Below are 25,533 nucleotides of genomic sequence, written 5' to 3' on the forward strand. Positions count from 1 at the left end.
TTGTTGTAAGTTTTCGGCCGGTTAGTGCCAGTTCCCTAACACATTGCTGTGTGTACAGGTCTGGCCTATCGATCCCGTGGTCTGCGGGGGGCCTTATCCCTCCTAGAGGGTGAGAAACCTGGTCTTGGAAGGGGTTTCCCGCTTAGATGCTTTCAGCGGTTATCCTGTCCGAACGTGGCTATCCAGCCGTGCTCCTGGTGGAACAACTGGTATACCAGAGGTTCGTCCGTCCCGGTCCTCTCGTACTAGGGACAGATTTCCTCAAGTTTCTGACGCGCGCGGCGGATAGAGACCGAACTGTCTCACGACGTTCTAAACCCAGCTCGCGTGCCGCTTTAATGGGCGAACAGCCCAACCCTTGGGACCTGCTCCAGCCCCAGGATGCGACGAGCCGACATCGAGGTGCCAAACCATCCCGTCGATATGGACTCTTGGGGAAGATCAGCCTGTTATCCCCGGGGTACCTTTTATCCGTTGAGCGACACCCCTTCCACTCGGGGGTGCCGGATCACTAGTCCCGACTTTCGTCCCTGCTCGACGTGTCAGTCTCACAGTCAAGCTCCCTTGTGCACTTGCACTCAACACCTGATTGCCGTCCAGGTTGAGGGAACCTTTGGGCGCCTCCGTTACATTTTGGGAGGCAACCGCCCCAGTTAAACTACCCACCAGGCACTGTCCCTGAACCGGATATACGGTTCGAAGTTAGAAGTCCAATACGATCAGAGTGGTATTTCAACAATGACTCCACAATCACTGGCGTGACCGCTTCACAGTCTCCCACCTATCCTACACAAACCGTATCGAACGCCAATACCAAGTTGTAGTGAAGGTCCCGGGGTCTTTTCGTCCTGCCGCGCGTAACGAGCATCTTTACTCGTAGTGCAATTTCGCCGAGTCTATGGTTGAGACAGTTGAGAAGTCGTTACGCCATTCGTGCAGGTCGGAACTTACCCGACAAGGAATTTCGCTACCTTAGGATGGTTATAGTTACCACCGCCGTTTACTGGGGCTTAAATTCTCCGCTTCACCTTACGATTAACGGGTCCTCTTAACCTTCCAGCACCGGGCAGGCGTCAGTCCGTATACATCGTCTTGCGACTTCGCACGGACCTGTGTTTTAGTAAACAGTCGCTTCTCACTGGTTTCTGCGACCCACTCCCGCTCCCACCGCAAGGGTGTTCACGACATGTGGGCCCCTTCTCCCGAAGTTACGGGGGTATTTTGCCGAGTTCCTTAACCATAGTTCACTCGTACGCCTTGGTATTCTCTACCTGACCACCTGTGTTGGTTTGGGGTACGGGCCGTGTGAGAGCTCGCTAGAGGCTTTTCTCGGCAGCATAGGATCACCGAATTCACCTCATACGGTTATGCATCACCTCTCAGGATATATGCCAGACGGATTTACCTATCTGACTCCTACAGGCTTGCCCCAGTATTACCACTGACTGGTACGGCTACCTTCCTGCGTCACCCCATCGCTTGACTACTACCAGCGAAGGTCCCGCGCAGCCAGCACCGGTCCTCTCCCGAAGGATTAGATCCAGCGCCTTTTGGGCGGTTAGTACCACTGATTCATCAGGGACGCGCTCACACGGGTACGGGAATATCAACCCGTTGTCCATCGACTACGCCTGTCGGCCTCGCCTTAGGTCCCGACTCACCCTGGGCGGACTGGCCTGGCCCAGGAACCCTTGGTCTTTCGGCGGGCAAGGTTCTCACTTGCCTTATCGCTACTCATGCCTGCATTCTCACTCCCACACCCTCCACAACACGATCACTCGGCTGCTTCACCGGATGCAGGACGCTCCCCAATACTTACGTATTGCCGCGGCTTCGGCGGTGTGCTTGAGCCCCGCTACATTATCGGCGCACAATCACTTGACCAGTGAGCTATTACGCACTCTTTCAAGGGTGGCTGCTTCTAAGCCAACCTCCTGGTTGTCTTCGCGACTGCACATCCTTTTCCACTTAGCACACGCTTAGGGGCCTTAGCCGGCGATCTGGGCTGTTTCCCTCTCGACGCACGGAGCTTATCCCCCGCCGTCTCACTGCCACGCTTACACTTACCGGCATTCGGAGTTTGGCTGACGTCAGTAACCTTGTGAGGCCCATCGGCCATCCAGTAGCTCTACCTCCGGCAAGAAACACGCAACGCTGCACCTAAATGCATTTCGGGGAGAACCAGCTATCACGGAGTTTGATTGGCCTTTCACCCCTACCCACAACTCATCCCCTCAGTCTTCAACCTAAGTGGGTTCGGGCCTCCACACGGTCTTACCCGCGCTTCACCCTGGCCATGGGTAGATCACTCCGCTTCGGGTCCAGAACATGCCACTACACCCCTCACGGGGATACGCCCTATTCAGACTCGCTTTCGCTACGGCTACCCCACCCGGGTTAACCTCGCGACATGCCCCTGACTCGCAGGCTCATTCTTCAAAAGGCACGCCATCACCCCACCACGAAGGAGGGCTCTGACGGATTGTAAGCGCACGGTTTCAGGTACTATTTCACTCCCCTCCCGGGGTACTTTTCACCATTCCCTCACGGTACTAATCCGCTATCGGTCACTGAGAAGTATTCAGGCTTACCGGGTGGTCCCGGCAGATTCACAGCAGATTCCACGGGCCCGCTGCTACTCGGGGACACAACGACAACAGACAACATGTTTTCAACTACCGGGCTCTCACCGTCTACGGCAGGCCATCCCAAGCCACTTCGCCTAACACATTGTTTTCTCACTGTTGCCCTGATCGGCGGATCAGAGAACGTTGACCCCACAACACCGCACACACAACCCCCGCCGGGTATCACATGCGCACGGTTTAGCCATCCTCCGCTTTCGCTCGCCACTACTCACGGAATCACAATTGTTTTCTCTTCCTACGGGTACTGAGATGTTTCACTTCCCCGCGTTCCCCCCCAACGCCTATACATTCAGCGTTGGGTGACACGACATCACTCGTGCCGGGTTTCCCCATTCGGACATCCTCGGATCACCGGTCGGTTGACACCTCCCCGAGGCATATCGCAGCCTCCCACGTCCTTCATCGGCTCCCAGTGCCAAGGCATCCACCATGCGCCCTTAAACACTTACAAAAACCAAAAATGAGCAAAATTGCACATCAGATGCACACAAAAGCCCTCACCCTCCGAAAAGAGCGAGAACACTCTTGCGCGCTAGATGCTCGCAACCACTATCCACAAATCAAACACCACACCCCACCACCAAGATGGAGCGACAACAACACCCACCACCACCGACAACCACCTGACCCCAAACAGGACCAGACACCCATCGCGATGCGGGCCGGCGCAACACCATCGCAATGACAGTGGCGCCGCAAGGCTGCTGCCTCAAAGCCCAACAGTGTGCTTGATGACCCCGAACATCCCACCCAGCCTCGAAAGACCAACCAGGACACGGTTTTTGAGTTTGCTCTACAACGTTATGCACCAGACCATCACCCACTACAGGCGACGGCCATCCACAGATTCACCCACGGTCGCGGCACCCCACACAATGTGGACCGGCCAGGGTTTCGTGGTGCTCCTTAGAAAGGAGGTGATCCAGCCGCACCTTCCGGTACGGCTACCTTGTTACGACTTCGTCCCAATCGCCGATCCCACCTTCGACGGCTCCCTCCCACAAGGGGTTAGGCCACCGGCTTCGGGTGTTACCGACTTTCATGACGTGACGGGCGGTGTGTACAAGGCCCGGGAACGTATTCACCGCAGCGTTGCTGATCTGCGATTACTAGCGACTCCGACTTCACGGGGTCGAGTTGCAGACCCCGATCCGAACTGAGACCGGCTTTGAAAGGATTCGCTCCACCTTACGGCATCGCAGCCCTTTGTACCGGCCATTGTAGCATGTGTGAAGCCCTGGACATAAGGGGCATGATGACTTGACGTCATCCCCACCTTCCTCCGAGTTGACCCCGGCAGTCTCTCACGAGTCCCCACCATAACGTGCTGGCAACATGAGACAAGGGTTGCGCTCGTTGCGGGACTTAACCCAACATCTCACGACACGAGCTGACGACAGCCATGCACCACCTGCACACAGGCCACAAGGGAATACCTATCTCTAGGCACGTCCTGTGCATGTCAAACCCAGGTAAGGTTCTTCGCGTTGCATCGAATTAATCCACATGCTCCGCCGCTTGTGCGGGCCCCCGTCAATTCCTTTGAGTTTTAGCCTTGCGGCCGTACTCCCCAGGCGGGGTACTTAATGCGTTAGCTACGGCACGGATCCCAAGGAAGGAAACCCACACCTAGTACCCACCGTTTACGGCGTGGACTACCAGGGTATCTAATCCTGTTCGCTCCCCACGCTTTCGCTCCTCAGCGTCAGTTACTGCCCAGAGACCCGCCTTCGCCACCGGTGTTCCTCCTGATATCTGCGCATTCCACCGCTACACCAGGAATTCCAGTCTCCCCTGCAGTACTCCAGTCTGCCCGTATCGCCCGCACGCCCACAGTTAAGCTGTGAGTTTTCACGAACAACGCGACAAACCACCTACGAGCTCTTTACGCCCAGTAATTCCGGACAACGCTCGGACCCTACGTATTACCGCGGCTGCTGGCACGTAGTTGGCCGGTCCTTCTTCTGTACCTACCGTCACTCGCGCTTCGTCGGTACTGAAAGAGGTTTACAACCCGAAGGCCGTCATCCCTCACGCGGCGTCGCTGCATCAGGCTTGCGCCCATTGTGCAATATTCCCCACTGCTGCCTCCCGTAGGAGTCTGGGCCGTATCTCAGTCCCAGTGTGGCCGGTCACCCTCTCAGGCCGGCTACCCGTCGTCGCCTTGGTAGGCCATTACCCCACCAACAAGCTGATAGGCCGCGGGCCCATCCCACACCGCAAAAGCTTTCCACCACAGCACATGAATGCCGTGGTCCTATTCGGTATTAGACCCAGTTTCCCAGGCTTATCCCAAAGTGCAGGGCAGATCACCCACGTGTTACTCACCCGTTCGCCACTCGAGCACCCCGAAGGGCCTTTCCGTTCGACTTGCATGTGTTAAGCACGCCGCCAGCGTTCGTCCTGAGCCAGGATCAAACTCTCCAAACAAAAACCCCCAGCCAAAGCCAGGCAGAATTCGAATCAGAAAAATCCGATCACAAACAACAGACACCAAAACTGGCATCCAAAAAAACAACCACACCCACAAGCAGGAAGACGGGGAGTCCCCCCACAGGCATGGTCAACAAACAAAAACCACCAAACACACTATTGAGTTCTCAAACAACAGACTTGCTGTTCTCCCCCGGGCCCGCGACAAATCTTCGGCCTCATCGGCCGCTGGTTCGTACTACGGACTGTCAGGAACAATCTGTTACCAGGTTGATTCCCGGGGAGGTCTCGCGCTCTCCGGCTCGGCCGGGTCGCTCTGACCTGGAATAAGTTACGTCTCTGGAAACTCAGAGTCAAATCGCCTGGTAGATACGTATTTTCAAGCGGCGCTCGCGACTCCGGATGTTCATGAAACCCGCTGCACCCCCGCCACGTTCCGCTTCCCACGCCGCAGCACCAGCCACTGCCCGTGCAGGAAGTCCGACGCCTGCGGCTCCCACTCCTCCGAGGTGACGCGAACGTTGTTCACCGACACCCCACCCTCGGCGATGTTGCGCTTGGCAGCACCCCGGCTGGCTGCCAGCCCGGTGGCGACCAACAGGTCGGTGATGCCGGCGGGACCGTTGGGCTCCAGTTGCGCCACCGACGTCTCCCGCAGCGCCGCAGCCAGCGTCGACTCATCGAGGACGTCGAGTTCACCTCGGCCGAACAGGGCTTGACTTGCGTGTTCCACCGCAGCGGTGGCGGCCTCGCCGTGCACCAGGGTGGTCAGCTCCCGGGCCAGGCGCCGTTGCCCCGCGCGCTCGTGTGGACGCTCCCGGGTGGCCTCGTCCAGTTCGGCGATCTCGTCACGGGACAGGAAGGTGAACCACTTCAGGTACGGGATGACGTCCGCGTCGGCGGTGTTGACGAAGTACTGGTACCAGGCATACGGACTGGTCATCTCGGGATCCAGCCACAAGCTGCCACCGCCGGTGGACTTGCCGAATTTGGCGCCGGTGGAGTCCGTCACCAAAGGGGTGGTCAACGCGTGCACCGTGGCGCCGAGCTTCTGGCGGACCAGTCGCACCCCGGCGATGATGTTGCCCCACTGATCAGAACCGCCGACCTGCAGACCGCAGCCGTATCGGCTGTGCAGTTCCACGAAATCGTTGGCCTGCAACAACATGTAGCTGAACTCGGTGTAGGAGATGCCCTCACCATCGAGGCGGCGCCGCACCGTGTCCCGGTCCAACATCACATTCACCGAGAAGTATTTACCTACGTCACGCAGGAACTCGATGGTCGACAGCTCTCCGGTCCAGTTCAGGTTGTTCTCGACCACCGCGCCGGTCGCGGAATCGTCGAACACCACAAACCGCTCGAGCTGCCCACGGATGCGGCCGGCCCACTCGGACACCACGTCTGCGGTGTGCAAGGTGCGCTCCCCGGTGTCGCGCGGGTCGCCGATCATCCCGGTCGCACCCCCGGCCAGCACGATGGGCCGGTGGCCGGCCTGCTGGAGGCGACGCAACGTGAGCAGGGGCACGAGATGCCCGGCATGCAGGCTGGGCGCAGTGGGGTCGAATCCCGAATAGACGGTCACGGGTCCGGCCGCGAGCTGCCCGGCCAGCGCATCGAGGTCGGTGGACTGCGCGATCAGCCCGCGCCAGTTCAACTCATCGAGAATCGTCGTGCTCATGCAGGAATCTTCCCGCACGTGCCCTGCGCTCAGTCCGACAGCCCCATCGCAGGCGCCCGGGGGCTGCGCCGAAAAGCCGAAACCTCGGGGTGGCCGGTGAGCCAGAAGCGCCAGGCCCGGTCAGCGGCCTTGCTCACTCCGACCCGCGGTCCCGCGGTGGAACCGGCGACCGTAGCGAGCTCGAGGCGCACCGGCGACTCATCGGAGAACAGATCGGTCCCGTTGTCCGTCATCACGATCCCCAGCGCCGAGCACAGATTCCCCGGCCCCCGGGCCAACGCCGCTGTGGTGACTGCCATACCCCGGCGCTGCTGGGCGATCTCAACACCATCGACCACCATCGCCGCGCGCAACAACACCGCGGCTGCGTCGCCATCGGGACCACACACCACGTTGGCGCAGGTGTGGATGCCGTGGCTGCGATAGGTGTAGAGAAGGCCCGCCCGATCGAACATCACGGTGTTGCGCCCACCGCGGCCGCGGAAGGAGTGCGCCGCCGGATCGGGCCATGGTCCGTCGGCCGGGCCCCCGTACGCCTCGACCTCGACGATCTTCGCCTCCACTCCACGGCACCACAACGACGCTCCCAGGAGCCGGCGGGCGGCTGAGACCGGATCAACATCCAACGGGTGCATGAGCCGATTCTGCCCAACCCCTTGACGGCCCAGCTCGGCGGGAGGATATTCATCGCATGATGAGTTCATCAGGTGATGAATTTTTGACCAGCGCCGACGCCGTGAACATCGTGGGGTTGCGGGTGGTACGCGGCAGCAACACCGTGCTGCACAACCTCGACCTCACGATCCGCCGTGGCAGCATCACCGGTCTCCTCGGCCCCTCCGGCTGCGGAAAGACCACCCTGATGCGCTGCATCGTCGGCACCCAGGTGATTGCAGCGGGTCGCGTCGACGTGCTCGGCCGACCGGCCGGATCTCGCGCACTGCGCCACCGCGTCGGCTACGTCACCCAGAACCCGACGGTGTACGCCGACCTCAGAGTCATCGACAACGTGCGGTACTTCGCAGCTCTGTTCGGCGTCGCGCCGTCGGTTGCTGCCGAGGCCGTCTCGGCCGTCGGACTGGGCGAGCATCGCAACAGCTACTGCGCCGACCTGTCCGGCGGGCAGCGCAGCCGGGTGTCACTGGCGTGCGCGCTGGTCGGCGCGCCAGAACTCCTGGTGCTCGACGAGCCGACTGTGGGTCTGGATCCGGTTCTGCGGGTGGACCTCTGGGACCGGTTTGCCGATCTGACCCGCCGCGGCACCACCCTGCTGGTCTCCAGCCATGTGATGGATGAAGCCGACCACTGCGGCGACCTGCTGCTCATGCGTGACGGCCATCTGCTGGCGCACACCACCCCGGCCCGACTCAGAGAGGACACGAGATGCAACTCGCTGGAGGACGCGTTCCTGTCGGTCATCAGGCACAGCACCGCAGCCTGACCGGCCGCCGCCGCGTCGCAGCCCGGCCGTATCTCGCGACCACGGCACGGATCCTGCGGCAACTGGCCGCTGATCACCGCAGCATCGCCATGATCCTGGTGGTTCCGACGCTGGTCATCGTGTTGATGTATTTCATGTTCGACAACACGCCCGCGTCGTTCAACGCCGCCTGCCTGATGTTGCTCGGGTTACTGCCCCTAGTGGTGATGTTCCTGATCACGTCGATCTCGATGCAGCGGGAGCGGGCCTCGGGCACGCTAGAGCGGATTCTCACCACACCACTTCGCCGCGGTGACCTGCTGGCTGCCTACGGGACGGCGTTCTCGCTCGCCGCGGCGGCTCAGGCCACGATCGCTTGTGTGGTGGCATTCTGGTTGCTCGGATTCGACACCGCCGGCAGCCCGGTGTGGGTGTTCGTCATCGCCATCGTCAACGCCGTGCTGGGTGTCGGGCTCGGATTGTTGTGCAGCGCGTTCGCCCGCACCGAGTTCCAGGCCGTGCAGTTCATGCCGGTGGTGGTGGTCCCCCAGCTGCTGCTCTGCGGCATCATCGTGCCGCGGCCCTTGATGCCGGAGTGGCTGCAGTGGATCAGCAATGCCATGCCGGCCAGTTACGGGTTGGAAGCACTGCGCGAGGTCGGCGCCCATCCTGAGCTGACAGGGATCGCGGTCCGTGACATCGTGGTGGTCGTGGCATTCGCGGTGACGGCGCTGGCTCTGGCAGCGGTGACTCTGCGCAGGCGGACTCCCTAGACCCGGTGACCACTGAGAACCGGCGGCGACCGGGGCGCCCGACAGGAGCCTCCGACACACGCGAGAAGATCCTGGCCAGCGCTCGGGAGATGTTCGCGCGCAACGGCATCGGCAACACCTCCATCCGCGCCATCGCCGCCGACGCGGGAGTGGATTCAGCTCTGGTGCATCACTACTTCGGCACCAAGGAGAAGTTGTTCACCGCCGCGATCAACATCTCGTTCGATCCTGCGCAGATCCTCGTTCCCCTGGCCACCGTGCCGGTGGCCGAGTTGGGCCGCACCCTGCCGTCGCTGATCCTGCCGCTCTGGGATTCCGAGGTGGGCGCCGGCATGGTCGCCACTCTGCGCTCGGCGATCACCGGCGACGACCTCACCATGTTCCGGTCGTTCCTGCGTGACGTGGTGGTGCATCATCTGGCGGCGCGCGTGGACGAGCCGGCCGGAACAGGGGTCCTGCGCGCCGAGTTCGCGGCCACCCAGGTGCTGGGCGTGGTGATGGCGCGCCACATCCTGCGGCTGGAACCGATGGCGTCGCTGCCCGTCGAGCAGATCGTCGACACCATCGCGCCGACCCTGCAGCGTTACTTCACCGGGGCACTGCCCGGTTACTGAGCCTCGCCGACAAGTCGGGCGTGTTCGGCGTCGTCAACGTCGCGGGCCTCGTCGACCAACAGCACTGGAATACCGTCATCGATCCGGTAGGCGCGCCGCAACCTCGGGTTGTAGAGCAGATCGGCGGTGTACATCAACGGGCCCCGGTCAGCCGGGCACACGAGGATGGTCAGCAGCTTCTCGTCGAGCACTTACCGACCAGGCATCGGGAAGATCGGGTTGTCATCCCGGATCATCGGATTGCCGTTCATGTTCGGCTGCCACGGCCCCTGGTTGATGGAGAAGCCGACGCCGCCGGGGCCGCTCTGCTGACCCATCTGCGCCAGCACCTTCTGCTGGTTGGAGACGGTCTGCTGCAGCGCACCCACCAGCGGAGCCTGATTCGGGCCACGGTTGGCCGCTGCGGCCTGGACCAGCTGCAGGTCGGCCGGCTTGGGTCGGATGCCCTGGGCACGCAGCACCAGCGCGTCGTTGAGGAGGTTGGCGACCTGGCCGCCGCCGGAACCGGTGCCGTACTGCGCCTCGAGGTCGTCGAGGACGTCGGCGTTGGCGGTCCCCGCCAGGCCCAGCATCAGCGATGCCGCCAGCCCCACGCCGGCCAGGCCGGTCACCGTGGCGCGACGCCAGCGCGAAGCCGTTGTGTCGGACTGAGATGTCATTGCAGATCCTCCAGCAGCGCGATGCCTGTGAGCATGAGTCGGAGGCGCCCCAGATGAGTTCCACGCCTCGCAGCTGTCTCGGGGAGCCTAACAGCGCTATCGCTACGTAGCACCATCTGTGTTACTCCGCCGCTTCCAAGCGCCCGCGCACCGCCGCGGTCAGCCGCTTGTACTGGCCGGTCGCCGGGTCCAGGACCCAGGTGGTGCGCCCGGCTTTCGGCACCCCCGCGGCGCGCAACTCCCCGATCATCGGCCGGTAGGTGGCCGCCAGCGGCAGGTCGGGCACCACGTGCACGATGTCCGGCGGCAGACCCACCACCAGGTGTGCCAGCGCCTCCCCGATGTCGGCGGCCGTCACCGTGGCGCCGGGCCGCAACATCAACGCCGTCACCGCCAGTTGCCCCTCACCTGCCTCTACGCCGTAGGTGGCCGCCAGGTCCACCGCGGGGATCATGCTCAGCGCGTTGGTGATCGGTTCGGCGTAGACCACGCCCCGCTTCGTGCGCAGCAGCCCGGGGCGGTTGTCCACCAGCCAGTAATCGCCGTCGGCGTCGCGGCGGAACAGGTACTCGGTGGAGATCCAGGTGTCGGCAGGGGCGAAGACGCCGCGCCGGACCGAGGCCGCCGGATCGATCGGACCCCGCGGGCGGGCCAGGAGCACGCCCACTTCGTCGGTGTCGGCGAGCCGGACGAATCCCCGCTCGTCTTCCTGGATGAGGTCGGACTCGGGGTCGTAGGCCGCCAGTGCCACCTGGCCGCTGCCGGGCAGCGGGCGACCCTTGCTGCCGATCTTGGCACCGGACACGTTGGCCAGTACCGCCTGGCCGTCGGTGGTGGCGAAGAACTCGACCACCCGGGCCGGAGCGAAGGCATCGGTGACCCGCTGCCACAGCCCGGACGGCATGCCGGAACCGATGAACAGTCGCACCGGGTGATTGCCGTGCAGCGCGAATTCGGGATCGTCGATCACGTCACGCAGCATCGCCCAGGTGTAGGACACCACGGTGACTCCGTACCGCCGGACCTCCTGGACAAAAGTGTGGGGATTCAGGCCGCGCGACAACGCGATGCGGGCACCACCGACCACAGCTCCGCCCAGAGCGACCAGCAGGCCGGACTGGTGGTGCAGCGGTGTCAGGCAATAGACGGTGTCGCCGCGGCCCAGGGCGGCGGTGGATGCGGTGCCCAGGGCCGACATGGCCCAGCGGTAGTTGGAAATCTGCTTGGCCACCAATTGTCCGCCGACGGTGCTGAATGCCACGAAGGCCAGATCGCGGGCCAGACCGGGGTTGGGTCGGTACCAGCCCGGCAGTTCCACGGCGTCCGGGTCTATCTGCTCCATGTCGATCACGTCGGCGTCGGCCGGCAGGTCCAGACTGCGCAGGTCGCCGCCGCCGAGCACCAGCACCTGCACCGACAGCTGCAGTGCGGCATCCAGGTGGGGCGGATCGGTGAGGATCTCGGTGACCCCGCCGACGCGGGCCGCAGCGGCCAGATCACCGTCGGGGGGCATCAGCACCGCGACGGCTCCGAGGCGGGACAACGCGGCGATGGCCACCAGCGCGCTGGGCCTGGTCTCCATGAGGACGCCCACGTGGTCGCCCTGACGGATGCCGACCTTGATCAGACCGCGCACCACGTTGTTGATCCGGCGATCGACGGCCTGGTAGGTGTGCACCCGGCCGTCGAACAGCAGGAATTCCCCGTCTGGTGCGCCGCGGGCCTGCTCGCTGACGATCCGCCCCAGAGAGATGCGGGTGTGATCGTTGATCTGGCCCAGCCGGGTCAGCCTGGGCAACGTACGGGCGGTCTCGATGGCCAGCGTGCGCAGTGAGCGATTGGTGGCCACCACCGCCCCGGCGGCTCCGCGGGCCAGCGACAACGCCACCTCCGAGGCCTCCCCCACCCCGTGTGCCACCCGGGACGCCAGCGGCACCCCGCTGTCGGTGTGCTCGCCGGGCTGATCCGGCATGGGTTCGACGTTGGCGGGTTTGGGTCCGAGCCCACCGAGCCACAAGACCCAGTCGGCGACCGTGGGCCACGTGATCTCGGCTGCCTTGGACCCCACCACCAGCCCGAAATGCCCGGCTCGCAACGTGGTCTCGTAGACGTCGGCGGTGGGCGCGGCTCGCTTGATGCCCCGCACCGAGGCCGGCTGGCCGATGTCGTCGACCTCACCGACGAACGCCAGCACCGGACAGGTGATGTCGCTTAGTGTCAGCAGCTGACCGTCGATGGCGAAGCCGCCGGTCATCATGCGGTTGTGCGAGATGAACTGCTTGAGCAGTTCTTGCACCGCGGGTCCCGACCACGCGATCCACCCCTCGGAGTCCAGGAACCGACGTTGCTGCTCACGCGGCAGCAGGGCCTCCCGGTCATGCAGCTGGCGCAGGAAGTCGACGCGTGCCTTGGCGGTCTTGAGCGGGTCCAGCATCTGGAACCCGGTGCGCGCCATCCATCCGGTGACGTCGAACCGGTTGAACACGTGGTCGGCCATGAAATCGGCGGCCAGCACGCCCAGGTTCGGCGGAATGCCCATCGGCAGTGCGGCAAGCGTGTCCACCGGTGAACCGAAAGCAATGATGCTGGCGATGTCCTTCGAGTGCCGCAGCGCGGCTGCCTGGTAGCAGAACATGCCGCCTTGGGAATAGCCCGCGAGGTGCACATCGTTGCCGGTGGTTTTCTTGATGGTGTCGATGGCGTCGTTGAGCGCGACGATGTGGTCGGTGAGCGTGCGGCGCATGCCGCCCTCGACCTTGTCCGGCTCGCCGAAGTCGATCACCCACGGGTCCAGGCCGGCGAAGTGCAGGATGCCGACGGCGCCGTCCTCGCGCGTGACGTCGAACATGTTGGCCGACATCATCATCGGGTGCACCATGAGCACCGGGGCGCCTACCTTGGCCTTGCCCGGTCTGCTGTCCGGCGGGAAGTAGCGCCGCAGCTTGTACATCGCGACGCTCTCGACGATCTGATACGGCGACGGAACCGAACCCGTCTCCAGGCCGCCCAGTCGCAGCACCTCGAGACCGTTCTGCGCAGTGGCCACCAGCCGCTCCACCGGTCTGGTGACTGCGGTCAGGTTCAGATCCATCCGGTGCTCCCCTGCTGAACGCCCTGCTCATCTCGCCCCGACGGCCTGCACATCATTCCACACACCCCTGTCACACCCGTCACCTTTGGTCACGTAGGCAACCAGAGTGCCAGGCACGATAGGGTCGGCCCAGTGGCACACCTACTCGGCGCCGAATCGTTGCGCCTCGAGTACCCGACCAGGGTCGTCTTCGACTCGGTGACCGTCGGCGTCAGCGACGGCGACCGGATTGGCATCGTCGGCCGCAACGGCGACGGCAAGTCCAGCCTGATGAACATGCTGACCGGACGGATCACCCCCGATGCGGGGCGGGTCACCCGGGTGGGCGGGCTGCGGGTGGGGGCGCTGGACCAGGCCGACGTCCTCGACGCGGAGGCGACCGTGGGCTTCAGCCTCGTCGGTGACACCGCCGAACACGTGTGGGCCGGGGACGCGCGGGTGCGCGACGTGGTGGGCGGTCTGGTGTCCGATCTGGACTGGAACGCCCCGGTGGGCACACTCTCCGGTGGTCAGCGCCGGCGCGTGCAACTGGCCGCCCTGCTGATGGGTGACTGGGACGTGATCGCGCTCGACGAGCCCACCAACCACCTCGATGTCGAAGGCATCACCTGGCTGGCCGCGCATCTGCAGCAGCGCTGGGCGCGCAACACCGGCGGACTGCTGCTGGTCACCCATGATCGCTGGTTCCTCGACGAGGTGGCGACCACCACGTGGGAAGTCCACGATGGAATCGTCGAGCCATTCGAAGGCGGCTACGCCGCTTACATCCTGCAGCGGGTGGAGCGCGACCGGATGGCGGCGGCATCGGAGGCCAAGCGGCAGAACCTGATGCGCAAGGAGCTGGCCTGGCTGCGCCGCGGCGCGCCGGCGCGCACGTCGAAGCCGAAGTTCCGCATCGACGCCGCCAACGCGCTGATCGCCGACGTGCCGCCGGTCCGCAACGGCATCGAACTGGCCAAACTGGCCACGGCGCGGCTCGGCAAGGACGTCATCGACCTACTCGACGTCTCGGTCCGGTTCGGCGATCGCGAGATCCTGCACGACATCGAGTGGCGCATCGGACCGGGTGAACGCACCGGGATCCTGGGCGCCAACGGCGCAGGCAAGTCCACCTTGCTCGGGCTGATCGCCGGCACGGTGACCCCGAGCTCCGGGCGGGTCAAACGGGGCAAGACCGTTCAGTTGGCCATGCTCGATCAGCAGGCCGGGATCCTGGCAGACGTCGAAGGTGACCTGGTGCGTGAGGTGATCGGCCGGTTGCGCGAGGGCTATCAGGTCGACGGGCGCGAGCTCACCCCGACCCAGTTGCTCGAGCGGCTGGGGTTCGCCCGGGATCAGCTCTCCACCCGGGTCAGCGAACTCTCCGGTGGCCAGCGCCGCCGGCTGCAGCTGATGCTGACCATACTCAGCGAGCCGAACGTGCTGGTGCTCGATGAGCCCACCAACGATGTCGACACCGAGATGCTGACCGCCACGGAGGACCTGCTGGACTCGTGGCCGGGCACGTTGATCGTCGTCTCCCACGACCGGTACCTGCTCGAGCGCGTCACCGACCAGCAGTACGCCGTGCTGGGCGGTTCGCTTCGGCACCTTCCCGGCGGCGTCGACCAGTACCTTCAGCTGGCCCGCACCCCCGCCGCGCCGGCGCCCGCCGCTGCCGCTCAGACCGGTGGGGGCGCCGCCCAGTACAGTGCCCGCAAGGAGTTGGGGGCGGTGGAACGCAAGCTGACCCGGCTCGGCGAGCAGATCACCGCTCTGCACACCACCATGGCCGACCACGACCAGAGCGATTACACCGGTCTGGCCGAGCTGACCGCCCGGCTGCGGGCACTGGAGACCGAGAACACCGACCTCGAAGAGCGCTGGTTGGAACTGTCGGAAGCCGCCGAATAACCTGACCCTGTGCGCTACGTGCTGCGGCCGCTGACCCTGTGGGTGCGGTACTTCCCGCAGCTCGCAGCGTGTTACCTGCTGGGCTATCTGGGCCGCCGCGGCGCCATCGAACTGGCGGCATGGGCGGGCTACGACAACAAATGGTGGGCGTCGGTGATCATGCCGCTGGCCGGCCTGGCCCGGCTGGCGTCGTTCATCGGAATGTTCCTGATACTGCGGCCGGCATTTCCGGTGCTGGCCAATTTCTCCACTCGCAGGCTGCGCGACGTCGACGTGTTCTCCACCATCGTGTTGCCGTTCCTGGCGATCTACATGGCCTGGCAGATGTTTCGGGAGGACTGGCTGGCCTTCGAGGCCCGGGCCCTGGTGTACCGCGTCGACGAGGCGGTGACCTCGCCGCAGCCCACCGAGCTCGACCCGGCGTCGATCCCGGTGGGCACCAGCACCGTGGTCCTGATCGGCTGCGCGCTGGTGCTGCGTTATCTGCTGAGCTGGTCGAAGGACCGCCTGCCCGGGTGGATGGTGGCGGTCCGGGTGTATGTCGACACCCTCTGGGTTTTCCTGGCGTTGAGCTTCTCGGTGAATCAGGGGCTGACGCTGCTGCTGAACCCCGCCGGCTGGATCGCCGAGCGGCGAATAGTCGTGTGGTTCACCACAACCCGCGCGGAGATGTTCTCTCACTTCCGGCCGCTCGAGGCCGCCTGGGACACTGTGATGTGGGCGCTGCGCACGGTGTTCGGCGGCGCTGCAGTTCCGCTGATCTGGCTTGCGGTGGCCGGCGTGGTCTACGGGGTGGCCCTGACGGTCAACTGGCGAGACACCGTACGCCGACTGGGCGGCGTGCGCGCATGGTCGGTGTTCCACCGAACGGCACCGGTTCAGAAACAACTGAGCAGCCGGTGGGTACTGATGCCGAAATCGTTGCGGGACAAGGCACGCGAGCACGCGCTGGGCCAGCTGGGAAAGTTCCGCCCCATCGTCGACTCCGCGCGACTGATCCTGCACGGCGGAGTGCTGGCGCTGTCGCTGTACGTGCTGGCATACCTGGGTCTGGCCTGGCTGGACATGGCGGGCAGCTTCTACCGCGCCCAGATGGGCGACGGCTACCTGGTGCGTGGGGTGGCGTGGCTGGCGGGACCCCAACCCTGGGCCTTCTGGAACAACACGCTGGACACCCTGAGCCTGGCGTCCCATCTGCTGATCGAGCCACTGCGGATCTGCGTGGTCGCCAGCACCTTCGTCTACTGCGTCGAACGGGTGGCACACACGGCTACAACATCAGACGCACCAGAATCCGCCCCATCCAGTCCGTGAGATCCACCGCGGTCGGCGAGACGCCTGCGGGCAGCAGAAAACTGAACTGCGCCAGGCCCGGCCGCCCGCAGACGGCATTCGTGCCGCCGGGGGGCAGCGGCCCGTAACCCGCGACGGGCTCCGCCGACCACCGCCGGTGACCGTCGGTGATCACCGCCGAGCACCCGGGCAGTCCCGGCCCCTCGGACTCGATGACGACCACGTGGACCAGCGTGCCCGGCGGCAGATCCGGGTTCAACCGGTTCGGGGACGAGCTGTAGAAGCGGGTCCGGTCCACCCGCCAGAGCTGCCCGGCCGCGGTGCCCAACTCACCGGACGGCACCACGTATTCGGGAACGGTCATGTCGCGGTAGTCCGACCAACTGGGCCAGAGCGTGGTGACCGTCGCGACGGCCAGTGCGGCCGCCGCCGCCGCGGTGCCCAGCAGATTGCGCTGCCACAGCCGGATCACGACGCGCTCACCGCTGGGCGGGGCAGCCGCACCCGGTCGGCGAAACCGACCTGCGGCCCGGACAACGGGATACGGATCACCAGTCGGGAATCCAGTCGCGGGTCGCCCAGCCACAACCGCAGACGCAGTTCGTCGACGCGGTCGAGGACGTCGGGGGCGACGTCGAACACCCACGCACCGTGGTAGTCGATGGCCGGTTGCATGGTGCCGCCGGCGGTCGCCGTCGGCGGTAGCCGGTCTGTCGGGGTGTAGGTGTCCGGGCCCACCTCCAGTTCGGTGCGCAGCAACCCGGGTTCGGTGACGGCGGCGACCGTGGCGGTCACCACCACCCACACCCCGGCGGCATCGAGCTGAGGCGGGCGTCCCGAGGGCGGCTGCACCACCGGCGCGATCTGGGTGCCCACGACGGTGGCGGTGATGTTCCTGCCGGTGGCCGGCACACCCGCGTCGGCGGTGACGTCGAACGGGGCATAGATCTGACTGTTGCGCGGCAGGTTGTGCCAGAGGAACGCCGCGGCCGCGATCACCACTGCGACGGCCAGGAGGTGAGCGGTGCTGCGCCAGTTCATGGACGGACCTTCACCGGCACACTGATCTGGCCGTAGTCGGTGGCGTCGTCGATCCAGGCCTGGCCCCAGCTGACCATGAGCTCGGTGAACTTCTTCTTCCAGACCCGTAGCGTCACCTCCTCACCGTCGGCGATGCTGCCCGCCGGCACCTCCCAGAAGAACGCCGACTGCTGGGCCAGGCCCGGCCCCAGGTTCGCGTTGTAGGTGCTGTCGGCCATCCGGTAGACGCCTGAGAACCTCTGCTGGGGGAAGCCGGTCAGATCGATGGCGCGCAACAGGTTGCCGGGAGTGTCGCCGTCATTGCGAATCTGGACCACCACACCCAGGTATTGGGTGTCCAGATTGTCCGACAGCACGCCCCCGATCCGCTCCACCACCGATGCCCGCTCGACGGTCAGGGTGTACTGGCCGTCATTGAACTCCTCGCCGGGTTCGAAGACCGTGACCGCGGTGTTGACGTTGTCCAGCCCACCGAATGCGGCCGTTGCGGCCAGTACAAGCACCACCGCCAGCCGCCACATCTGCGCGAAGCCCAGCCCGGCAAACCACCGGCGCACCCGGCCCGTCAGACTCGCGGTGACCCCAGCCCCCATGCCGCGAACTCTACTGGCCGGGTCAGCGGCGCAGGCGCAGTCGCAAGGAGTCCACCGTGTCGCGCACAGTGCCGAGTTGGGCGGCCACCTGGACCGGCGCGGTGCCGCCGCGGGCGTCGCGGGCGGACACCGAGCCGTCGACCGTCAGCACGTCGCGCACCTCGGGGGTCAGCGCTGGGCTGATGCCGGCCAGTTCGTCGTCGGTGAGTTCGTCGAGGCCGACGCCGCGGCCTTCGGCGGTCTTGACGGCAGCACCGGCCGCCTCGTGTGCTACCCGGAACGGAACACCTTGGCGCACCAGCCATTCAGCGATGTCGGTGGCCAAGGTGTAGCCGGCCGGCGCCAACTCGGCCATCCGCTGCTCGTCGAAGGTCAGCGTGCCCACCAGGCCCGCCATCGCCGGCAGGAGCAGCTCCAGCTGCGCCACGGAGTCGAACACCGGCTCCTTGTCCTCTTGCAGGTCCCGGTTGTAGGCCAGCGGCTGGGCCTTCAAGGTGGCCAGCAGCCCGGCCAGGTTGCCGATCAGCCGGCCGGACTTACCGCGCGCCAGCTCGGCGATGTCAGGGTTCTTCTTCTGCGGCATGATCGAACTGCCGGTCGACCAGGAGTCGTGCAGCGTGACGTAGCCGAATTCCGTTGAGCTCCACAGGATGATGTCTTCGGCCAGGCGCGACAGATCGACGGCGATCATGGCCAGGATGAAGGCCGCCTCAGCGGCGAAATCCCGTGCGGCGGTGGCGTCGATCGAATTGTCGGCCGCGCGGGCGAAGCCCAGGTCGGCGGCGATGGCATCGGGATCCAGGCCCAGCGACGAACCCGCCAGCGCCCCGGATCCATAGGGCGACACCGCGGTGCGGACGTCGAAGTCTACGATGCGGTCGACGTCGCGCAGCAACGGGTGGGCGTGCGCCAGCAGATGGTGGGCCAGCAGCACCGGTTGGGCGCTCTGCAGGTGAGTCTTGCCCGGCATGATGGCGGTGGGATGCGCCGCAGCCTGGACCGCGAGCGCACCCACCACCGCCAGTGCCCCGTCGGCCACCCGGCGCAGCGCGTCGCGCAGCCACATGCGAAACAGCGTGGCCACCTGGTCATTGCGGGAGCGCCCCGCCCGCAGCCGCCCACCGAGGTCGGGGCCCACCCGGTCGATCAGGCCGCGCTCCAGGGCACCGTGCACGTCCTCGTCGGTGGCGATGGGGCCGAAGCTGCCGTCGGCCACGTCCTCGCCGAGGGAGTCCAGGCCCGCGAGCAGGCCGTCACGTTGTTCTTCGGTGAGCAGTCCGGCATTGAACAGCACGCGGGCATGCGCTTTGGATGCGGTGACGTCGTAGGGCGCCAGCACCCAGTCGAAGTGGGTGGACTTGCTCAGCGCCGCCAGCGCGGCCGACGGCCCGTCGGCGAACCGGCCGCCCCACAGCGCGCCTTCGTTGGTGCTCATATCGCTCCCTCGTCAAGCGCGAGCGTGCGTGTTCGTCCGCGAAACACGGAGTGTTCCCGGACGAACACGCACGCTCGCCATGGCAATTACAGGCTCAGGTCGCGCTTGGCCGAGATCTTCGACGACAGGCCGTGCACGTGCACGAAGCCCTTCGCCGAGGACTGGTCGAAGCTGTCGCCCTCGTCGTAGGTGGCGAGGTTGAAGTCGTAGAGCGACGTGGGGCTGCGCCGGCCGTTGACGGCGATGTGCCCGCCGTGCAGCACCATCCGGATCTCGCCGGTGACGTGCTCCTGGGTATGCGCGACGAACGACTCCAGCGCGCGCTTGAGCGGCGAGTACCACAGGCCGTCGTAGACCAGCTCGCCCCACTTCTGGTCGGTGCCGCGCTTGTAGCGGCCCAGTTCGCGCTCGAGGGTGACGTGCTCGAGTTCGGTGTGGGCGGTGATCAGCACCATCGCGCCGGGCGCCTCGTAGATCTCGCGGCTCTTGATGCCGACCAGGCGGTCCTCCACGACGTCGAGCCGGCCGACACCCTGGGCACCGGCGCGCCGGTTGAGCTCCTCGATGGCCTGCAGCACCGTGACCGGGCGCCCGTCGATGGAGACCGGCACACCCTTGTCGAACCCGACGATCACCTCGTCCGGCGAGCTCCAGTTGATGGTGGGGTCTTCGGTGTAGTCGTAGACGTCCTTGGTGGGGGCGTTCCAGAGGTGCTCGAGAAACCCGGTTTCCACGGCGCGGCCCCAGACGTTCTGGTCGATCGAGAACGGTGAGCGCTTGGTGACGTTGATCGGGATCGCGTTCTCCTCGGCGAACGCGATTGCCTTCTCGCGGGTCCACGCGTAGTCGCGCACCGGGGCCAGCACCTCGAGATCGGGTGCCAGCGAGGCGAATCCGACCTCGAAGCGCACCTGGTCGTTGCCCTTGCCGGTGCAGCCGTGGGCGACGATGCCGCCGCCGTGGTCCCGGGCGGCCTTGACCAGGTGCTTGACGATCAACGGGCGGCTGATGGCCGACACCAGCGGGTAGCGGTCCATGTAGAGCGCGTTGGACTGGATGGTCGGCAGGCAGTACTCGTCGGCGAACTCGTCGCGGGCGTCCACGACGACGGCTTCGACCGCGCCGCAATCCAGCGCGCGCTGGCGCACCACATCCATGTCCTCGCCGCCTTGGCCGAGGTCGATGGCGACGGCAACGACCTCCTTGCCGGTTTCCTTGCCGATCCAGCTGATGGCCACCGAGGTGTCCAGCCCGCCGGAGTACGCCAAGATGACGCGATCGGACATGTGTTGTTCTCCCTTGCTCGTCTTACTTCAGGTTCTCGAAAGTCATGGCCAGCTCCGCGCCGGTCATCGGTTCGCGCGCCATCACGAAGATGGTGTCATCCCCGGCGATGGTTCCCACCACGTAAGGCAGGGCGGCCCGGTCGATGGCGCTGGCCAGGTAGTGCGCCGCCCCCGGCGGCGTGCGCAGCACCGCGAGGTTGCCGCTGGCGTCGGTGGACACCAGCAGGTCGCCGAGCAGCCGGGTGACGCGTTCGGTGCCGCCAGTGACCCCGCGCACGGGGCTGCCGTCCTCGGGGACGACGTAGGCGCCGACACCACCGTCGGCGCCGCGCAGTTTGACTGCACCCAGTTCCTCGAGGTCACGCGACAGCGTGGCCTGGGTGACGTCGATGCCCTCGGCGGCCAGCAGGGCGGCCAGTTCACTCTGACTGCGGACCGACTGCGCCGACAGCAGGGCCACGATGCGGGCCTGCCGTCCGGCACGGGTGGTCGCCGACGTCATCGTCGCTGATCCAGCAACCACACCAACAGCGCCTTCTGGGCGTGCAACCGGTTCTCGGCTTCGTCCCAGACGGCGCTCTGGTCGCCGTCGAGTACGTCGTCGGTGATCTCGTGTCCCCGGTGCGCCGGAAGGCAGTGCAGCACAACGGCGTCGGAGTCCGCCTTGCTCAGCATCTCGGCGTTGACCTGGAAGGGCCGGAACGGGCGCACCCGGTCCAGGCCGTCGTTCTCCTGCCCCATGGAGGTCCAGGTGTCGGTGACCAGGACATCGGCGCCACGGGCACCTTCATCGGCATTGCCGGTCAGCGCGACGGTGGCGCCGGTCTGCTCGGCACGCCGGCGCGCGGCGTCGACGAAAGCCGGGTGCGGCTCGAAACCTCGCGGCGCGGCGATGGTGACGTCGATGCCGGCGGTGACCCCGCCGAGCATCAGCGAGTGCGCCATGTTGTTGGCGCCGTCGCCGAAGTAGGTCATCTTCAGACCCTTGAGCGAACCCTTACGCTCCGCGAGGGTCTGCAGATCGGCCAGCACCTGGCAGGGGTGGAACTCATCGGAGAGCGCATTGACGATCGGCACGGTCGAGCCCGACGCCATGGCGGTCAACCGTTCCTGGGCGAAGGTGCGCCAGACAATGGCATCAACGTAGCGGGACAACACCTTTCCGGTGTCTTCAAGGGTCTCTTCCCGGCCCAGCTGGGTGCTGCGGCCGTCGACCACCACGGCGTGCCCGCCGAGCTGCGCGATGCCCATCTCGAAGGAGAACCGGGTGCGGGTGGAGTTCTTCTCGAAGATGACGGCCACCCCCCGGGGGCCCTCCAGTGGGCGCCGGCTCATCGGAGCGGCCTTCAGTTCGGCAGCCAGGGCCAGCACCTCGGCCTGCTCCGCAGGCGTCAGATCGTCGTCGCGCAGGAAATGGCGGATCATGGGGTGTCCTTGGCGGTGTCGAGTATGGCGGGCAGTGCGGTCAGGAAGGTGTCGATCTGCTCATCGGTGATGATCATCGGTGGCGCCAGTCGCACCACATCGGCGGCGGGGGCGTTCACCAGGAATCCGGCGTCGCGGGCGGCGTTTTCGACAGCCTTGGCCGTCGGCTCGGTGAGTACCACACCCAGCAGCAGACCCTTGCCCCGAACATGGCTCACCAGTGGATGTTTCAGTGCTTCGATACCGGTGCCGAGGTGCTTGCCCGCCACCGCGGCACGCGCCACCAGGTCCTCGGCGGCCAGGGTGCGCAGCACGGCCAGTGCCGCCGCGGTGCACACCGGGTTACCGCCGAAGGTGCTGCCGTGCAGGCCGGGGGTCAGCAGGTCGGCAGTGGCACCGACGGCCAGGCAGGCGCCGATCGGTAGACCGCCACCCAGCCCCTTGGCCAGGGTCACCACGTCCGGGGTGATGCCGTCGTGAAGGTGTGCGTAGAAGGCTCCGGTGCGTCCCACGCCGGTCTGCACCTCGTCGAGCACCAACAGCGCGCCGTGCCTGCTGGTGATCTCCCGCGCTGCCGCAAGGTATCCGGGCGGCGGGACAACGACGCCGCCCTCCCCCATGATCGGCTCCAGGAACACCGCGGCGGTCTCGTCGTCGACGGCCACTGTCAGCGCCTCGACGTCGCCATAGGGCACGTGGGTGACACCGGCGGGCAACGGTTCGAAGGGTTCGCGCTTGGACGGCTGCCCGGTCAGGGCCAGCGAGCCCATGGTGCGCCCGTGGAAACCACCCTCGGCAGCCACTACTTTGGTGCGACCGGTCAGCCGGGTGATCTTGAACGCCACCTCATTGGCTTCGGTGCCGGAGTTGCAGAAGAACACCTTGGCCGGCGAGCCCAGATGCCCGACCAGCCCCTCGGCCAGTGCGATGCCGGGTTCGGTGGCGTAGAAGTTGGACACGTGGCCCAGCGTGTTCAACTGGGTGGTGACGGCGTCGATGATCGCCGGATGCCGGTGTCCCAGCAGGTTCACCGCGATACCGCCGAGCAGGTCGAGATAGGTCTTGCCGTCGGGATCGGTCACGATCGCGCCGTCGCCGCCAGCCAGGGCCATGGCGGGGGTGCCGTAGTTGTTCATCATCACCGATTGCCAACGTGCTTGCAGCGCTTCGGTATTGGTCATGAGGGGACCACCTTGGTACCTGCTCCTTCGTCGGTGAACAGTTCGGCGATCACGCAATGCTGCACCCGGCCGTCGATGACGTGCGCGCTGGGCACCCCGCCGTTGACCGCACGCAGACAGGCTTCGATCTTGGGCACCATGCCTGATTCCAGCCGCGGCAGCAGCGCGGTCAGCGCGTCGGTATCGATCTCGCTGACCAGCGAGGTGCGGTCGGGCCAGTCGGTGTAGAGACCTTCGACATCGGTGAGCATCAGCAGCTTTTCGGCACCCAGCGCCTCGGCCAGCGCCGCGGCGGCGGTGTCGGCGTTGATGTTGTGCACGACGCCGGTGATGTCCGGGGCGATGGTCGAGACCACCGGAATGCGCCCGGCGACGATCAGGTCCAGCAGCGACCCGGCGTTGACGGTCTCCACGTCCCCTACCAGGCCGATGTCGGTGGCCACGCCGTCGACGGTGACGCTGCGGCGCACCGCGGTGAACAGCTGGGCATCTTCACCGGTGACACCGACGGCGTAGGGGCCGTGGGCATTGATCAGGCCCACCAGCTCACGGCCCACCTGGCCGAAGAGCACCATGCGGGCGACGTCGAGCACCTCGGGAGTGGTGACCCGGAAGCCGCCCTTGAAATCGCCTGCGATGCCGAGCCTCTTGAGCATGGCCGAGATCTGCGGGCCGCCGCCATGCACCACCACCGGACGGATGCCGCAGTTGCGCAGGAACACCATGTCGTCGGCGAAGGCCTTCTTCAGGGTGTCGTCGGTCATGGCGTTGCCGCCGTACTTGACCACCACGATCTTGCCGTGCAGCTGCTTGAGCCACGGCAGCGCGCCGGCGAGCACCTGCGCCTTGGTGGTGATGGCGGTCATGAGCTGTAGGCCGAGTTCTCTTCGACGTACGCATGCGAGAGGTCGGTGGTGCGGATGGACGCCTCGGCGTCGCCGGCGCCGAGGTGAACGCGCACCACGATCTCCTCACCCGAGAGATCCACCTCCCGCGCACCGGGGGCGCCGACACCGTCGATGCAGACGTCAGAACCGTTGAACGACACCGAGATCCGGTTGGCGTCCAGCGTCACCGGTGCCATGCCGACGGCGGCCAGCACCCGGCCCCAGTTCGGGTCGGACCCGAACAGGGCGGTCTTGACCAGGCTGTCGCGGGCGATCACCCGCGCGGCCACCACGGCGTCGTCCTCGTTGGCCGCGCCGGCGACGGTGATGACGATGCGCTTGGTGACCCCTTCGGCGTCGGCCTGCAGTTGGGCGCACAAGTCGTCGCAGACCTTCAGGACGGCCTCGTTCAGCTGGTCCTGCGACGGCGCGATCTCGCTGGCGCCGGAGGACAGCAGCAGCACGGTGTCGTTGGTCGAGCAGCTGCCGTCGACGTCGAGGCGGTCGAAGGTCCTGGCGGTGGCGTTGCGCAGCGCGGTGTCCAGGGCAGCGGCATCGGCCACGGCATCGGTGGTGATGACCACCAGCATGGTGGCCAGCGACGGGGCCAGCATGCCGGCACCCTTGGCCATGCCGCCGACGGTCCAGTTGTCACCGTGGTGCAGGGACACCTGTTTGGGCACCGTGTCGGTGGTCATGATGGCGCGGGCGGCCTCTTCGCCGCCGGAGAGACCACCGGCCATCTCCTGCACGATCTCGCGTACACCGGGCAGCACCTTGTCCATCGGCAGCCGGTCGCCGATCAGGCCGGTGGAGCACACCGCCACCTCGACGGCTCCGGTCTCGGTGCCCCAGGCCGACAGTGCGGCGGCCACGGCCTCGGCGGTGGCGTGGGTGTCCTGGAAGCCACCCGGGCCGGTGCAGGCGTTGGCGCCGCCGGAGTTCAGCACCACTGCGCGCAACCTGCCGGTGGTCAGCACCTGCTGACTCCACAGCACGGGGGCGGCCTTGACCTGGTTGCGGGTGAACACGCCTGCGGCCGCGTGGTCGGGGCCCTCGTTGAACACCAGCGCCAGGTCCAGTCTGCCGGATGCCTTGATGCCGGCCGAGATCCCGGCCGCGCGGAAGCCTGCGGGGGCGGTGACGCCCTGGGTCCGCACCATCCGGGCTTGCACGGTCT

At 65.9% G+C, this 25,533-nt stretch carries 20 protein-coding genes and 2 rRNA genes; 5 read left to right on the forward strand and 17 right to left on the reverse strand.

Annotated elements, in window-relative coordinates; all coding sequences use genetic code 11:
• Position 1: 1 nt before the first annotated feature.
• From G6N58_RS25425 to G6N58_RS25440, 4 genes are all read right to left on the reverse strand, one after another.
• Positions 2–3,099, reverse strand: a 23S ribosomal RNA gene (locus G6N58_RS25425).
• Between the two features lie 459 nt (positions 3,100–3,558).
• Positions 3,559–5,078 (reverse strand): 16S ribosomal RNA (locus G6N58_RS25430).
• The 16S and 23S rRNA genes sit together here, the layout of an rRNA operon.
• 409 nt (positions 5,079–5,487) lie before the next feature.
• Positions 5,488–6,762: a tyrosine--tRNA ligase gene (gene tyrS, locus G6N58_RS25435; protein WP_115281020.1), complete on the reverse strand. Its 1,275-nt coding sequence runs from the start codon at positions 6,760–6,762 to the stop codon at positions 5,488–5,490.
• Positions 6,763–6,791: 29 nt separating this feature from the next.
• Complete coding sequence (locus G6N58_RS25440) at positions 6,792–7,397, reverse strand: DNA-3-methyladenine glycosylase (RefSeq protein WP_115281019.1); 606 nt, start codon at positions 7,395–7,397, stop codon at positions 6,792–6,794.
• A 56-nt stretch (positions 7,398–7,453) separates the two neighbouring features.
• Here G6N58_RS25440 and G6N58_RS25445 point away from each other — a divergent pair, with 56 nt between their 5' ends.
• Genes G6N58_RS25445 through G6N58_RS25455 form a run of 3 tightly spaced genes read left to right on the forward strand, consistent with a single transcriptional unit; the run spans position 7,454 to position 9,569 of the window.
• Entirely contained in the window at positions 7,454–8,203 is a 750-nt protein-coding gene (locus G6N58_RS25445; RefSeq protein ID WP_115281018.1) for an ABC transporter ATP-binding protein, read from the forward strand.
• Positions 8,146–8,955 carry an ABC transporter permease gene (locus G6N58_RS25450; protein ID WP_115281017.1) on the forward strand — a complete coding sequence of 270 codons (810 nt, stop codon included), beginning with the start codon at positions 8,146–8,148 and terminating at the stop codon, positions 8,953–8,955. Before G6N58_RS25445 ends, G6N58_RS25450 begins: the two co-directional genes overlap by 58 nt.
• A 5-nt stretch (positions 8,956–8,960) precedes the next feature.
• Positions 8,961–9,569, forward strand: coding sequence for a TetR/AcrR family transcriptional regulator (locus G6N58_RS25455; protein WP_115281016.1), 609 nt, complete (start codon positions 8,961–8,963; stop codon positions 9,567–9,569).
• Here G6N58_RS25455 and G6N58_RS25460 read toward each other — a convergent pair.
• The 3 genes from G6N58_RS25460 to G6N58_RS25470 all read right to left on the reverse strand — a co-directional run bounded on the left by G6N58_RS25460 (position 9,563) and on the right by G6N58_RS25470 (position 13,319).
• Complete coding sequence (locus G6N58_RS25460) at positions 9,563–9,760, reverse strand: Trm112 family protein (protein WP_115281015.1); 198 nt, start codon at positions 9,758–9,760, stop codon at positions 9,563–9,565. The genes G6N58_RS25455 and G6N58_RS25460 overlap by 7 nt on opposite strands.
• The gene (locus tag G6N58_RS25465) at positions 9,761–10,228 is read right to left on the reverse strand and encodes a hypothetical protein (RefSeq protein ID WP_147289426.1); all 468 of its coding nucleotides are present in this window, start codon (positions 10,226–10,228) and stop codon (positions 9,761–9,763) included.
• 121 nt (positions 10,229–10,349) lie between these two features.
• Complete coding sequence (locus G6N58_RS25470) at positions 10,350–13,319, reverse strand: acyl-CoA synthetase (RefSeq protein WP_115281013.1); 2,970 nt, start codon at positions 13,317–13,319, stop codon at positions 10,350–10,352.
• A 132-nt stretch (positions 13,320–13,451) separates the two neighbouring features.
• Here G6N58_RS25470 and G6N58_RS25475 point away from each other — a divergent pair, with 132 nt between their 5' ends.
• The gene (locus G6N58_RS25475) at positions 13,452–15,212 is read left to right on the forward strand and encodes an ABC-F family ATP-binding cassette domain-containing protein (protein ID WP_115281012.1); all 1,761 of its coding nucleotides are present in this window, start codon (positions 13,452–13,454) and stop codon (positions 15,210–15,212) included.
• Between the two features lie 9 nt (positions 15,213–15,221).
• Positions 15,222–16,526: a hypothetical protein gene (locus tag G6N58_RS25480; RefSeq protein WP_115281011.1), complete on the forward strand. Its 1,305-nt coding sequence runs from the start codon at positions 15,222–15,224 to the stop codon at positions 16,524–16,526.
• Here the strand turns inward: G6N58_RS25480 and G6N58_RS25485 are convergent.
• The 10 genes from G6N58_RS25485 to argJ form a co-directional block, all read right to left on the reverse strand.
• On the reverse strand, positions 16,483–16,977 hold the full coding sequence (locus G6N58_RS25485) for a hypothetical protein (RefSeq protein WP_115281010.1): 495 nt from the start codon (positions 16,975–16,977) through the stop codon (positions 16,483–16,485). The two genes, G6N58_RS25480 and G6N58_RS25485, sit on opposite strands and share 44 nt — an antisense overlap.
• The gene (locus tag G6N58_RS25490; RefSeq protein WP_174904658.1) at positions 16,974–17,546 is read right to left on the reverse strand and encodes a hypothetical protein; all 573 of its coding nucleotides are present in this window, start codon (positions 17,544–17,546) and stop codon (positions 16,974–16,976) included. Before G6N58_RS25490 ends, G6N58_RS25485 begins: the two co-directional genes overlap by 4 nt.
• Entirely contained in the window at positions 17,543–18,139 is a 597-nt protein-coding gene (locus G6N58_RS25495; protein ID WP_115281009.1) for a hypothetical protein, read from the reverse strand. The genes G6N58_RS25490 and G6N58_RS25495 overlap by 4 nt, the downstream gene beginning before the upstream one ends.
• A 22-nt stretch (positions 18,140–18,161) precedes the next feature.
• A complete protein-coding gene (argH, locus tag G6N58_RS25500) occupies positions 18,162–19,574 on the reverse strand; it encodes an argininosuccinate lyase (protein ID WP_115281008.1) in 1,413 nt (470 codons plus the stop codon).
• Positions 19,575–19,660: 86 nt separating this feature from the next.
• Positions 19,661–20,860: an argininosuccinate synthase gene (locus G6N58_RS25505; RefSeq protein WP_115281007.1), complete on the reverse strand. Its 1,200-nt coding sequence runs from the start codon at positions 20,858–20,860 to the stop codon at positions 19,661–19,663.
• Between the two features lie 22 nt (positions 20,861–20,882).
• Positions 20,883–21,362 (reverse strand): arginine repressor, encoded by a 480-nt coding sequence (locus tag G6N58_RS25510; RefSeq protein WP_115281006.1) that lies wholly within the window; start codon positions 21,360–21,362, stop codon positions 20,883–20,885.
• On the reverse strand, positions 21,359–22,285 hold the full coding sequence (gene argF, locus G6N58_RS25515) for an ornithine carbamoyltransferase (protein ID WP_115281005.1): 927 nt from the start codon (positions 22,283–22,285) through the stop codon (positions 21,359–21,361). The genes G6N58_RS25510 and argF overlap by 4 nt, the downstream gene beginning before the upstream one ends.
• The gene (locus tag G6N58_RS25520) at positions 22,282–23,466 is read right to left on the reverse strand and encodes an acetylornithine transaminase (RefSeq protein ID WP_115281004.1); all 1,185 of its coding nucleotides are present in this window, start codon (positions 23,464–23,466) and stop codon (positions 22,282–22,284) included. The genes argF and G6N58_RS25520 overlap by 4 nt, the downstream gene beginning before the upstream one ends.
• Positions 23,463–24,332: an acetylglutamate kinase gene (gene argB / locus G6N58_RS25525; protein ID WP_115281003.1), complete on the reverse strand. Its 870-nt coding sequence runs from the start codon at positions 24,330–24,332 to the stop codon at positions 23,463–23,465. The genes G6N58_RS25520 and argB overlap by 4 nt, the downstream gene beginning before the upstream one ends.
• Positions 24,329–25,516 (reverse strand): bifunctional glutamate N-acetyltransferase/amino-acid acetyltransferase ArgJ, encoded by a 1,188-nt coding sequence (gene argJ, locus G6N58_RS25530; protein ID WP_115282070.1) that lies wholly within the window; start codon positions 25,514–25,516, stop codon positions 24,329–24,331. Before argJ ends, argB begins: the two co-directional genes overlap by 4 nt.
• Between the last annotated feature and the right edge of the window lie 17 nt (positions 25,517–25,533).

Source organism: Mycolicibacterium tokaiense (assembly GCF_010725885.1).
GTDB lineage: Bacteria > Actinomycetota > Actinomycetes > Mycobacteriales > Mycobacteriaceae > Mycobacterium > Mycobacterium tokaiense.

Coding starts and splice junctions, on each gene's coding strand:
- G6N58_RS25505 (WP_115281007.1), bottom strand. CDS start 20,860: ATGTCCGATCGCGTCATCTTGGCGTACTCCGGCGGGCTGGACACCTCG.
- tyrS (WP_115281020.1), bottom strand. CDS start 6,762: ATGAGCACGACGATTCTCGATGAGTTGAACTGGCGCGGGCTGATCGCG.
- G6N58_RS25470 (WP_115281013.1), bottom strand. CDS start 13,319: ATGGATCTGAACCTGACCGCAGTCACCAGACCGGTGGAGCGGCTGGTG.
- G6N58_RS25445 (WP_115281018.1), top strand. CDS start 7,454: ATGATGAGTTCATCAGGTGATGAATTTTTGACCAGCGCCGACGCCGTG.
- G6N58_RS25520 (WP_115281004.1), bottom strand. CDS start 23,466: ATGACCAATACCGAAGCGCTGCAAGCACGTTGGCAATCGGTGATGATG.
- argB (WP_115281003.1), bottom strand. CDS start 24,332: ATGACCGCCATCACCACCAAGGCGCAGGTGCTCGCCGGCGCGCTGCCG.
- G6N58_RS25510 (WP_115281006.1), bottom strand. CDS start 21,362: ATGACGTCGGCGACCACCCGTGCCGGACGGCAGGCCCGCATCGTGGCC.
- G6N58_RS25495 (WP_115281009.1), bottom strand. CDS start 18,139: ATGGGGGCTGGGGTCACCGCGAGTCTGACGGGCCGGGTGCGCCGGTGG.
- argH (WP_115281008.1), bottom strand. CDS start 19,574: ATGAGCACCAACGAAGGCGCGCTGTGGGGCGGCCGGTTCGCCGACGGG.
- G6N58_RS25440 (WP_115281019.1), bottom strand. CDS start 7,397: ATGCACCCGTTGGATGTTGATCCGGTCTCAGCCGCCCGCCGGCTCCTG.
- argF (WP_115281005.1), bottom strand. CDS start 22,285: ATGATCCGCCATTTCCTGCGCGACGACGATCTGACGCCTGCGGAGCAG.
- G6N58_RS25465 (WP_147289426.1), bottom strand. CDS start 10,228: ATGACATCTCAGTCCGACACAACGGCTTCGCGCTGGCGTCGCGCCACG.
- G6N58_RS25450 (WP_115281017.1), top strand. CDS start 8,146: ATGCAACTCGCTGGAGGACGCGTTCCTGTCGGTCATCAGGCACAGCAC.
- G6N58_RS25490 (WP_174904658.1), bottom strand. CDS start 17,546: ATGAACTGGCGCAGCACCGCTCACCTCCTGGCCGTCGCAGTGGTGATC.
- argJ (WP_115282070.1), bottom strand. CDS start 25,516: ATGGTGCGGACCCAGGGCGTCACCGCCCCCGCAGGCTTCCGCGCGGCC.